This window comes from Actinoalloteichus sp. GBA129-24 (assembly GCF_001941645.1).
Lineage (GTDB): Bacteria > Actinomycetota > Actinomycetes > Mycobacteriales > Pseudonocardiaceae > Actinoalloteichus_A > Actinoalloteichus_A fjordicus.
On record NZ_CP016077.1, the window covers coordinates 6,022,799 to 6,035,000 of the forward strand.

A 12,202-nucleotide genomic window follows, 5' to 3' on the forward strand; every position below is an offset into this window, starting at 1 on the left:
CGACCGGGCAGGGTCTTCGCTGCCCGAGTGGCCGGTAGCCGCCCCATGGTCCCGATCTGACGAAGGAGCCGTTAAGGGTGTTCAGCAATGCCGATGAGGTCCTGCGGTTCATCGCCGATGAGGACGTGAAGTTCGTCGATATCCGGTTCTGTGATCTGCCGGGAATCATGCAGCACTTCACCGTCCCGGCCGCGACCCTCGACGCCGACGCGTTCACCGAGGGGTTCGCCTTCGACGGTTCCTCGGTACGCGGCTTCCAGTCGATTCACGAGTCGGACATGCTGCTGCTGCCCGACCCCTACACCGCGCGGCTTGATCTGTTCCGGGCCGAGAAGACCCTGAACATCAACTTCTTCGTGCACGACCCGCTGACCCGCGAGCCCTACAGCCGCGACCCGCGCAACGTCGCACGTAAGGCCGAGGAGTACCTGGCATCCTCCGGAGTCGCCGACCAGGCGTTCTTCGGTGCGGAGGCCGAGTTCTACCTGTTCGACTCGGTCCGTTTCGACACCACCGCGAACTCGTCGTTCTACGAGATCGACTCCGAGGCGGGCTGGTGGAACAGCGGCGAGGACGAGCCGGGCGGCAACAAGGGCTACAAGGTCCGCTACAAGGGCGGCTACTTCCCCGTCGCGCCGACCGACCACTTCGGTGACCTGCGCGACCGGATCACGTTGAACCTGATCGAGTCGGGCTTCACCGTCGAGCGCGCCCACCACGAGGTCGGCACCGCCGGGCAGTCCGAGATCAACTACAAGTTCAACACGCTGCTGCACTCCGCGGACGACCTCCAGCTCTTCAAGTACATCGTCAAGAACACGGCATGGCAGGCCGGTCGCACCGCGACCTTCATGCCCAAGCCGCTGTTCGGCGACAACGGCTCGGGCATGCACACCCACCAGTCGCTGTGGAACGCGGGCAAGCCGCTGTTCTACGACGAGTCCGGCTACGGCGGCCTGTCCGACACCGCCCGCTACTACATCGGCGGTCTGCTGCACCACGCGCCGAGCCTGCTGGCGTTCACCAATCCCACGGTGAACTCCTACCACCGGCTCGTTCCCGGTTACGAGGCCCCGGTCAACCTCGTGTACTCGCAGCGCAACCGCTCCGCGTGCATCAGGATTCCGATCACCGGCAGCAACCCGAAGGCCAAGCGCGTCGAGTTCCGCTGCCCCGACGCGTCGGGCAACCCGTACCTGTCGTTCGCCGCGCAGATGATGGCGGGCCTCGACGGGATCAAGAACAAGATCGAGCCGGTCGCGCCCGTGGACAAGGACCTCTACGAGCTTCCGCCGGAGGAGGCCAAGGGCGTCCCGCAGGTGCCCAGCACGCTGCCCGCCGTCATCGACAAGCTCGAGAGCGACCACGACTACCTGCTCGAGGGCGGCGTGTTCACCCCCGACCTGATCGAGACCTGGATCAAGCTCAAGCGCGAGAACGAGATCGACCCGATCAGACTTCGCCCGCACCCGCACGAGTTCGCGCTGTACTACGACGTGTGATCGAGGCGCGGTCCCGGCCAGGGTTCTCGTGGCCGGCGACCGACTCCCGGCCGTACCCGGGTCGTGAGCCGGACCAACGGTCGAGCGCGTCAGGAGAGCGGCGGCTGAGGCATCCCCTCAGCCGCCGCTCTCGTCGTGTCTCCAGGCCCCGGCTCCCCGCCGCCGTCCGCACACGGAACGGCCTGTGGCGGCCGCGGCTCGGTGTGCCGACCGGCATGGTCGCGTGGCTCGACGCGTTGCGGCTGCTCGCCATCGAACCCGGCCCGCCCGGCCGCAGCGGCGGATGATCCGGCAGGCCCTGCCCCGACGGCGGGCCGGCAGGCGCCCGCGGCCTGCCCCTCGCACCTCGGACCGCCACGGCGGCACGGCCGGGCACTTCGCCCCAGCCTCGAGCCGGGCCGCGCGGGGGGACTCGTCACCCGGCAGGCGGAGCCACGCGGCAGCCCGGAGTCAGCCGCGATCCTCGGCACCGCACGGGCCCGCGTTCTGCCCTGAGCTGAACACGGAGTCATCTCACGACTCGCACGATCGAGAAAGATCGTTCTCATCTGGATCTCGATAGGCTGATGGGTATCTGATCGTCACCATCTTGTGGAGAATTCGTGACCAGCCGAGAGCGGGTCCGCGCCGTCGTCGACGCGCGGTGGTTCAACAGGTTCATCATCGGGGTCATCGTCGTCAACACGGTCGGCCTCGGCCTGGAGACCTCGCCGGGGCTGATGGCCGAGTACGGCACTCTGATCCACACCGTCGACCTCACCGCGATCGGCATCTTCGTCGTCGAGCTGGCCGCCAAGTTCTACGCCTACCGACTCCGTTTCTTCCGCGACCCGTGGAACTGGTTCGACATGGTGGTGGTCGGGGTCGCACTGGTCCCGGCGGGCGAGACCTTCGCCGTGCTGCGGGCGCTGCGCATCATGCGGGCGTTGCGGCTGATCTCGCAGGTTCCCAGCATGCGGCGGGTCGTGACCGCGCTGCTGAGCGCCATCCCGGGCCTGCTCTCGATCCTTGGTCTGCTGCTCCTCGTGCTCTACACGAGCGCCGTCGTGGGCGTCCAGCTCTTCCGGGGCGCGGCGCCCGAGCTGTTCGGCGATCTCACGACCTCGCTGTTCACCCTGTTCGCGGTCATGACGATGGAAGGCTGGCAGGGGATCGCGGAGGAGGTAATGGCCGTCTACCCGGCGGCCTGGATCTTCTTCATCGGCTACATCGTGGTGACCTCGTTCATCGTGCTGAACCTGTTGATCGCGGTCCTGGTGAGCACCATGGAGAACCAGCTCTCGGCCGAACGCTGGGAGGAGGACCAGAGCATCGAGGCCGTGCAGCACGCGCGCGTGATGGACGAGCTGCGGATGCTGTACGACAAACTGGCCGAGGTGCAGGCCGCCCTCCCCCGGCAGACCGGCGGCCCGGCCGACGGCATCGATCAGGTCGATCCGACCGCAGGCCGCGCCGAGGCCGCGCAACACGGAGCGCGAGCGGACGCCGCCCTGCCGTCCCACGAGAAGCCCGACAGGCTGCCGGAGCCCGCAGCCTGATCCGGCCACTCCGACTGCGGCTGTTGCTCCGCCCGATCACCCGGTCGTCCCGAAGCTGAGCAGCGTCGCAGGCCGCTCCGGATCGATCCACAGCCTCCCGTGAAAGCAATCGATCCCGGGGGTGACGCTGGATAGTCTGATCACGATCTGATCGTCACCATCCGTGGAGCATTCGTGACCAATCGAGACCGTGTCCGTGCCGTCGTCGACTCCCCGTGGTTCACCAGATTCATCGTCGGGGTCATCGTGGTCAACGCGATCGGCCTCGGACTGGAGACTTCGCCGAGCCTGATGGCCGGGTACGGGACGCTGATCCACACCATCGACATGATCGCGCTCGGCATCTTCGTCGTCGAGCTGACCGCTCGGCTCTACGCCTACCGTCTCGACTTCTTCCGCGACCCGTGGAACTGGTTCGACATCGTGGTGGTCAGTATCGCGCTGGTACCCGCCACCGAAGGTTTCGCCGTACTGCGCGCCCTGCGCATCATGCGGGCGTTGCGACTGATCTCCCAGGTCCCCAGCATGCGTCGCGTCGTCGGCGCGTTATTGAGCGCGATCCCAGGGCTGCTGTCGATCCTCGCGCTGTTACTGCTCGTGCTCTACACCGGCGCCGTCGTCGGCGTCCAGCTCTTCCGAGACGCCGCCCCGGAGCACTTCGGCGACCTCGGCAGCTCGCTCTTCACGCTGTTCGAGGTGATGACCCTGGAGGGGTGGCAGGACATCGCCGACCCGGTGATGGCGGTCCATCCGGCGGCCTGGGTCTTCTTCGTCGGTTACATCGTGGTGACCTCGTTCATCGTGCTGAACCTGCTGCTGGCAGTGCTGGTGAGCACGATGGAGGTCCAGCTCTCCGCAGAGCGCTGGAAGGAAGACCAGGACATCGAGGCCGCACAGCACAACCTGGTGATGGCCGAACTTCGAATCCTGCGTACGCAGCTGGCCGAGCTTCGCGGCGTGCAGCCCGGCACCTCCAACGGCTCGACATCGGGGGGCGTCGAGTCGACGGGCACGACGCCCGACGGCAACGGCCGACCGACGGCGGCGGCACCGAAGGCGGCGGCACCGACGAAGAAGGGCAGGCGGCGCCGGTCGCCCCGGCGCAGGCTCTGACCGAACCGGGCACGAACTCGCCCGACTCATTCCCCGTAGAAGACCCGATCCACGATCGCCCGCGCCCGCCGAGTGATCCGGCGATACTCGTCGACGAACTCACCTGGTTCGCCGGAGGCGTCCAGCCCCATCACCCGCGCCACCGAGGCCAGCTCGTGGCCGGAGCCGGGCAGCTGATCGGACGGCTTGCCCCGGACCAGCGTGGTCGCGTTGCGGGTCCGCGACGCCATCCGCCACCCGGCCCGAAGTCGCTCGGCATCCCGCTCGGTCAGCAGGCCCGCCGCCGCCGCCGCGTCCAAGGCCCCCAGCGTCGAGGTGGTCCGCAGGCCGGGGACCTGGTGTGCGTGGGCGAGTTGGAGCAGCTGCACCGTCCACTCGACGTCGGAGAGTCCGCCCCGGCCCAGCTTCGTGTTCGTCGTCGGATCGGCGCCGCGCGGCAGCCGCTCGGTCTCGACCCGTGCCTTGATGCGTCTGATCTCCCGCTGATCGTTCTCGCCGAGCCCGCCGTCGGGATACCGGAGGGGATCGATCATCTCGATGAACCGGCGTCCGAGATCGGCGTCGCCCGCGATCGGCCTGGCCCGCAGCAGCGCCTGCGCCTCCCAGGGCTGAGCCCACTGCCGGTAATAGGTCCGGTAGGACTCCAGGGTCCGCACCAGCGGTCCGCTGCGGCCCTCCGGGCGCAGCTCGGTGTCGACCTGGAGCGGCGGATCGACGCTCGGCTTGTTCAGCAGTCTGGTCAGCAGCTCGGCGACCGAGGTCGCGTAGCGGATCGCCGCCGCGTCCGCCGTGGCGTCCGCGACGGCGGAGTCGCCCGCAGCCGGGAGCGGTTCGCAGACCACCAAGACGTCGGCGTCGGAGCCGTAGCCCAGCTCGTCGCCGCCGAGCCTGCCCATCCCGATCAACGCGATCCTGGCGGGCCTGCGGCGCGGCTCCTCGCCGTCGACCGGGCGCAGCACCGACCGGATCGCCGCGCCGAGCGAGGCGTCCAGCACGGCGGCCCACACCCGCGACAACGCCCGACACACCTCGGAGAGGTCCATCAGCCCGAGCAGATCCGCGCAGGCCACCCGCAGCAGCTCGTGCCTGCGCAGTGAGCGCGCGGCGATGACGGCCTGGGTCGGGTCCTCATGACGTGCGACGGCGCTGGCCAGCGAGACCGCCACCTGTTCCGGGTCCCGGTCGACCAGGCCCGAGGTGTCGCCGAGAAGTCGGAGCACCTCCGGCGCGCGGACCAACAGGTCAGGAACCAGCCGCGAGCAGCCCAGCAGCAGTGCCAGCCGCTCCGCCACCGCGGCCTGATCCCGTAGCACTCGCAGGTACCACGGCGTGTCGGTCAACGCCTCCGACACCTGCCGGTAGGCCAGCAGCGCGTGATCCGGGTCCGGGGTGTCGGCGAAGAGGTCGAGCAGCATCGGCAGCAGCGCCTGCTGGATGGCCGCGCGTCGAGACACCCCCGACGTCAGCGCGCGAATGTGCCGCAGCGCCCCCTCCGGCGAGGTGAAGCCCAGGGCGGCGAGCCGGTCCGTTGCCGACTTCGCCGTCAGCCGCAGCGCGTCGGCCGGGACGCCTGCGACAGCCTCCAGCAGGGGCCGGTAGAAGAGCTTCTCGTGCAGTCGGCGCACCCGACCGCCGTGTCGGCGGAACTCGTCGAGCAGGATGCGGCCCGCATCCCGTCGGCCGTCGGTCCGCAGCCCGGCGGATCTCGCCAGCCTGCGCAGCCCGGCGACGTCGTCGGTGGCGGGGAACACGTGGGTGCGCAGCATTCGCTGCAACTGGAGCCGATGCTCGAGCACCCGGAGGAATCGGTAGGACTCCCCCAGTTCGGCGGCGTCCGCCCGGCCGACGTAGCCGCCGTTGCCCAGTTCCGCCAGCGTCTCGATCGTCGCGGCGGTCCGAAGCAGCTCGTCGGAGCGGCCGTGCACGAGCTGAAGAAGCTGCACGGCGAACTCGACGTCGCGCAGCCCGCCCCGCCCGAGCTTGAGTTCCCGCTCGGCCAGTTCCTGGGGCACGTGGTCCTCGACCCGACGGCGCATGGCCTGCACGTCGACGACGAATCCGTCCCGCTCGGCGGCGGACCAGACGAACGGCTGGACCAGGGCCACGTACTCTGCGCCGAGGTCGAGGTCGCCCGCCACCTCGCGTGCCTTCAACAGCGCCTGGAACTCCCAGGTCCTGGCCCAGCGCCGGTAGTAGGCCAGATAGCCGTCCACGGTGCGGACCAGCGCGCCCGCCCGACCCTCCGGCCGCAGGGCGGCGTCGACCTGGAAGCAGGCCTCCCCCGCGATCCGCATGACGGCGGCGGCCAGCGCGGTGGCCTGTCTGAGATGGCCGTCCTCGTCCAGCACGCCCTCGGGCACCGGATCGGAGGCGGCCTCGACGTCCACCGTCCCGGTGTCCTGGACCGGTGCGGGCGGCGGCGCGGACACGAACACCACGTCGACGTCGCTGACGTAGTTCAGCTCCCCCGCCCCGCATTTGCCCATCGCCACCACGGCGAGCCGCCCCCTGGCCACCTCTGGCGAACTCGGTGGCATGACCTCCGCGACCGCGACCGCCAACGCGGCACGCAGGGCCGCGACGGCCAGGTCGGAGAGCTGCGCAGCCACCTCCTCATACCGTTCGACCGGCGCGGGCAGCGTGCCCTGGCTCAGATCGATCACCGCGATGTCGGACAACAGATCGCGGTACGCGGTGCGCAGATCTGCCACGGCCTCCCGGCCGCGTGTCTCGGCGCGGAATCCACCCGGCACCTCGTCGGGAACCGCCCGCACCGAGGCCAGCAGCTCGACGGTCATCGTCTCGACATCCTTGTGCTCGGCGCCTGCCGCCACGAGCTGCCGCCATCGCTGCGGCCGCAGAATGAGGTGATCGGACAGCGCCGAGCTGGCGCCCAACAGGCCGAAGAGCCGCTGGGCGACGCGTGCGTCGGAGCGCAGCGCCTCGTCCAGTTCGGGCCATTCGTCGTCGAGCGCCTCGCACAGCCGCTCGACTCCACGCAGTGCGAGATCCGGATCGGCGCTGGCCGACAACGCCTGCAACGGAACCGCGACGCCCTCGCCGATGCCCGAGTTCCCCCACCAGCCGAGCTCGCGCAGGGTCTCCACGGCGCGGGGATCGGTGAGTCCGAATCTCCCCGGTGAGGTGCTGGTACGGGCGGCGTCGGCCATCGAGACTCCCTTTCTTCGTCTTCGGCGGACTCGTGCGACGAATCCGCCAGGCCGGAATGAACACCCGCGAGCAGCGAGATCGACCTGGGCCGATCCGCGCGGTCGGGGCGACGGCGAGGGAGGCATCGACCCGACGTGAAGCCGCTGCGGCCGCGAAGCCTCCGTGCAACGGCGCCTGCTTCGGCTCAGCGTCCGGCAGCCGCCAGGCATCATCGCCTCCCCGAACCCGGAGCGGGTCGACCTGACCGCCACGACGCACGACCGGCCGCCGAGGGCGGCGCACCAGGGGGAGCGCTACAACAGGGGCAGCCTGCGTCGGCCGGGGGTGCCGGGGATCAGACCTGCCTGCTGGCCCGCCATCGTGGCGAATCGCGCCATCACCGGCTGCCAGGTCTCCGCGATCTCCTCATGCGCCTCCTCCAAGCGGCCCGGCTCCCACTGCACCGCGGGGAACGCTGCGGCGAGATCCGCCGAGTTGGCGAGCCAGGCCCGAACCACCTCCGGCGACGTCTCGATGTGGAACTGGAAGCCGTAGGCCAGGTCGCCGACGCGGAACGCCTGGTTCTCGTACTTGGGCGAGGCGGCCAGGCGTTGTGCGCCGGGGGGAAGCTCGGTGATCACGTCCCCATGTGCCTGCATGACCAGCGGGGTGAGCGGCAGGTCCTCCAGTAGCGCGTCCTGTTCGGCGGCGTCGCGCTTGGCCACCAGCCGGGCGCCGACCTCGGGCCCGTCCTCGCCCGGTTCCACCATCCCGCCGCTGACGGACGCGAGCAGTTGGGCCCCGAGGCAGATGCCGAGCGTCGGAAGTCGACGTCGGATGCCGTCGGTCAGCCTGGCCCGCACCTCGACGAGCCAGGGATGCGCCACGAGGTCCTCGGCGTTCATCGGGCCGCCCAGCACGATCAACGCATGAAAGTCGTCCAGGGTCGGGATCGCCTCGCGATCCGCCCGTACCACCTCGATATCGGCGTCCGCCTCGATCAGCCACTCGGCCAGGATTCCCGGCGGGTCGCTCTCCGCGGGTTGGAGGATCAGTATTCGTGCCTTCGCCACACCCTTGATGCTAGAGCCTGCTCCATTCGCCGACCGTCACGTCCCGACAACGACACACGTTCGCCGAGATCACCCGTGCCTCGAAGCGCAGCCGGGTCACCGAGATCGATCGACGGGAGCGGTCCGGCGGGACGGCGGCGCTGGTTCGGACGGCGGATGCCCCATTCGCCGTGCGGACCGGTCAGCAGGGACGCTCTCTCCCGGTGTGCCACCGTGACGGCGGCGATCAGCCCGTTCTGCTCGCGCGCGGACCACCCGGCCGTGCGAGCGGCCGGGGGGGGGACGACCGCACAGGTTTCTCGGAGAATCCGTTCGTAGCGGAGGGCGCCGAGTCGCGGCGGTACGGAGTTGGCTCGCGGGACGGGTGCACCCTGAGACCTGCACTGGGCACGCACCGTCGTCCACCGTGTTCCGGCGTCGCGGGTGCCGAAGTATTCCTGTTTCGGGCATGAGAAAAGGGACGGTGTGCACACCCGGGAGCATCTCTGCTCGACCAGGGTGTACACACCGTCCCTCATCAGGTAAAGGTCGGCGGCGTCCTACTCTCCCACACCCCCACGGGTGCAGTACCATCGGCGCTGGAGGGCTTAGCTTCCGGGTTCGGAATGGGACCGGGCGTTTCCCCACCGCTATGACCACCGACACACCAGCGAACGAACAACCCACCCCCGACACCCGTGGACCGATCGTCTCGGAGTGTCGTCTGCCGAAGCAGACCACACCCAAGACAACCAACCAGAGTGTCTGAAGGGGGAACAGTTGTTCCTTCAGAACCACACAGTGGACGCGTAGCATCTTCGTGAGCAAGTCCTCGGCCTATTAGTACCCGTCAACTCCACCTGTTACCAGGCTTCCATCTCGGGCCTATCAACCCAGTGGTCTGCTGGGGGCCTTAACCCACAAAGGGGTGGGACACCTCATCTAGGAACAGGCTTCCCGCTTAGATGCTTTCAGCGGTTATCCCTCCCGAACGTAGCCAACCAGCCATGCACCTGGCGGTACAACTGGCACACCAGAGGTTCGTCCATCCCGGTCCTCTCGTACTAGGGACAGCCTTCCGCAAGTATCCTACGCGCGCGGCGGATAGGGACCGAACTGTCTCACGACGTTCTAAACCCAGCTCGCGTGCCGCTTTAATGGGCGAACAGCCCAACCCTTGGGACCTACTCCAGCCCCAGGATGCGACGAGCCGACATCGAGGTGCCAAACCATGCCGTCGATATGGACTCTTGGGCAAGATCAGCCTGTTATCCCCGGGGTACCTTTTATCCGTTGAGCGACACCGCTTCCACCAGCCAGTGCCGGATCACTAGTCCCGACTTTCGTCCCTGCTCGACCCGTCAGTCTCACAGTCAAGCTCCCTTGTGCACTTACACTCAACACCTGATTGCCAACCAGGCTGAGGGAACCTTTGGGCGCCTCCGTTACCCTTTGGGAGGCAACCGCCCCAGTTAAACTACCCACCAGGCACTGTCCCTGAACCCGATCAGGGTCCGAGGTTAGACATCCAGTACGACCAGAGTGGTATTTCAACGACGACTCCGCAGCCACTGGCGTGACCACATCACAGTCTCCCACCTATCCTACACAAGCCGAACCGAACACCAATACCAAGCTATAGTAAAGGTCCCGGGGTCTTTCCGTCCTGCCGCGCGTAACGAGCATCTTTACTCGTAGTGCAATTTCGCCGGGCCTGTGGTTGAGACAGCGGAGAAGTCGTTACGCCATTCGTGCAGGTCGGAACTTACCCGACAAGGAATTTCGCTACCTTAGGATGGTTATAGTTACCACCGCCGTTTACTGGCGCTTAAGTTCTCACCTTCGCCCCGAAGAGCTAAGCGGTCCCCTTAACGTTCCAGCACCGGGCAGGCGTCAGTCCGTATACATCGTCTTACGACTTCGCACGGACCTGTGTTTTTAATAAACAGTCGCTTCTCCCTGGTCTCTGCGGCCACACAACGCTAGCCCGCGAAGGGCTTCACGCCACACGGCCCCCCTTCTCCCGAAGTTACGGGGGCATTTTGCCGAGTTCCTTAACCACAGTTCACCCGATCGCCTCGGTATACTCTACCTGACCACCTGTGTCGGTTTGGGGTACGGGCCGCGAAGATACTCGCTAGAGGCTTTTCTCGGCAGCATGGGATCACTCTACTTCGCCTCATTCGGCTACGCATCACGTCTCACCCTATAAGCCCCGACGGATTTACCTATCAGAGCAGGCTACACGCTTACACCAGTACTACCACTCACTGGCGGAGCTACCCTCCTGCGTCACCCCATCACTTGACTACTACCAGCTCAGATCCCGCGCAGACCACCACCACCCCCGAAAGGGCAACAATAATCCGGGCGGTTAGTATCACCAGCCTCGCCATGGGCGCATCTACACGGGTACGGGAATATCAACCCGTTGTCCATCGACTACGCCTGTCGGCCTCGCCTTAGGTCCCGACTTACCCTGGGCGGAATAACCTGGCCCAGGAACCCTTGGTCATACGGCGGCAGAGTTTCTCACTCTGCTTTCGCTACTCATGCCTGCATTCTCACTCGCACACCGTCCACGACTCGTTTCCACGGCCGCTTCACCCGATGCACGACGCTCCCCTACCCATCCACACACCTAGACCCACCCCGAAAGGCAGGCCGGGCACACGTGTGAATGACACAGCTTCGGCGGTGCGCTTGAGCCCCGCTACATTATCGGCGCAGGACCACTTGACCAGTGAGCTATTACGCACTCTTTAAAGGATGGCTGCTTCTAAGCCAACCTCCTGGTTGTCTGGGCGACCCCACATCCTTTCCCACTTAGCGCACACTTGGGGGCCTTAGCTGGTGTTCTGGGCTGTTTCCCTCTCGACTACGAAGCTTATCCCCCGCAGTCTCACTGCCACGCTCTCACTCACCCGCATTCGGAGTTTGGCTGACGTCAGTAACCTTGTAGGGCCCATTAGCCATCCAGTGCTCTACCTCGGATGAGAAACACGTGACGCTGCACCTAAATGCATTTCGGGGAGAACCAGCTATCACGGAGTTTGACTGGCCTTTCACCCCTACCCACAGCTCATCCCCCAGGTTTTCAACCCTGGTGGGTTCGGGCCTCCACACGGTCTTACCCGCGCTTCACCCTGGCCATGGGTAGATCACTCCGCTTCGGGTCTAGGACATGCGACTCAGAACGCCCTATTCGGACTCGCTTTCGCTACGGCTACCCCACCCGGGTTAACCTCGCCACACATCACTAACTCGCAGGCTCATTCTTCAAAAGGCACGCCATCACCCCAAAAGGCTCTGACGGCTTGTAGGCATACGGGTTCAGGTACTATTTCACTCCCCTCCCGGGGTACTTTTCACCTTTCCCTCACGGTACTAGTCCGCTATCGGTCATCAGGAAGTATTTAGGCTTAGCGGGTGGTCCCGCCAGATTCACAGCAAATTTCACGAGCTCGCTGCTACTTGGGAACACGACCAGGAGACGTCAGGTTTTCGCGTACGGGAGTATCACCCTCTACGCCGGTGCTTTCCAGACACCTTCCGCTAACCACAACGTTTTCTCACTCCTTGCCAGCATGGCAGCACTGACCAGTCGGTCCCACGACCCCGCATACGCAACCCCTGCCAGGTATCACACGTACACGGTTTAGCCTCTTCCGCTTTCGCTCGCCACTACTCACGGAATCACGGTTGTTTTCTCTTCCTACGGGTACTGAGATGTTTCACTTCCCCGCGTTCCCTCCACACACCCTATATATTCAGATGCGGGTGACACCCCATGACGGATGCCGGGTTTCCCCATTCGGACACCCTCGGATCATAGCTCGGTTGACAG

Annotated in this window: 5 protein-coding genes and 2 rRNA genes (1 of these 7 only partly in view); 3 read left to right on the forward strand and 4 right to left on the reverse strand. The window is 66.4% G+C overall.

Features of this window, described 5'->3' with window-relative positions; translation table 11 throughout:
- The first annotated feature begins 77 nt into the window (after positions 1-77).
- The 3 genes from glnA (at position 78) to UA75_RS25840 (ending at position 4,153) form a co-directional block, all read left to right on the forward strand.
- A complete protein-coding gene (gene glnA, locus UA75_RS25825; protein WP_075742466.1) occupies positions 78-1,502 on the forward strand; it encodes a type I glutamate--ammonia ligase in 1,425 nt (474 codons plus the stop codon).
- 602 nt (positions 1,503-2,104) lie between these two features.
- Positions 2,105-3,040 (forward strand): ion transporter, encoded by a 936-nt coding sequence (locus UA75_RS25835; RefSeq protein WP_075742468.1) that lies wholly within the window; start codon positions 2,105-2,107, stop codon positions 3,038-3,040.
- A 174-nt stretch (positions 3,041-3,214) separates the two neighbouring features.
- Positions 3,215-4,153, forward strand: coding sequence for an ion transporter (locus UA75_RS25840; RefSeq protein ID WP_075742469.1), 939 nt, complete (start codon positions 3,215-3,217; stop codon positions 4,151-4,153).
- A gap of 26 nt (positions 4,154-4,179) precedes the next feature.
- Here the strand turns inward: UA75_RS25840 and UA75_RS25845 are convergent, their stop codons facing one another.
- The 4 genes from UA75_RS25845 to UA75_RS25860 form a co-directional block, all read right to left on the reverse strand.
- Positions 4,180-7,323 (reverse strand): bifunctional [glutamine synthetase] adenylyltransferase/[glutamine synthetase]-adenylyl-L-tyrosine phosphorylase, encoded by a 3,144-nt coding sequence (locus UA75_RS25845; RefSeq protein ID WP_075742470.1) that lies wholly within the window; start codon positions 7,321-7,323, stop codon positions 4,180-4,182.
- A gap of 294 nt (positions 7,324-7,617) precedes the next feature.
- On the reverse strand, positions 7,618-8,376 hold the full coding sequence (locus UA75_RS25850) for a type 1 glutamine amidotransferase (RefSeq protein WP_075742471.1): 759 nt from the start codon (positions 8,374-8,376) through the stop codon (positions 7,618-7,620).
- Between the two features lie 526 nt (positions 8,377-8,902).
- Positions 8,903-9,019, reverse strand: a 5S ribosomal RNA gene (gene rrf, locus UA75_RS25855).
- Between the two features lie 156 nt (positions 9,020-9,175).
- Positions 9,176-12,202 (reverse strand): 23S ribosomal RNA (locus UA75_RS25860) (it continues 85 nt past the right edge of the window).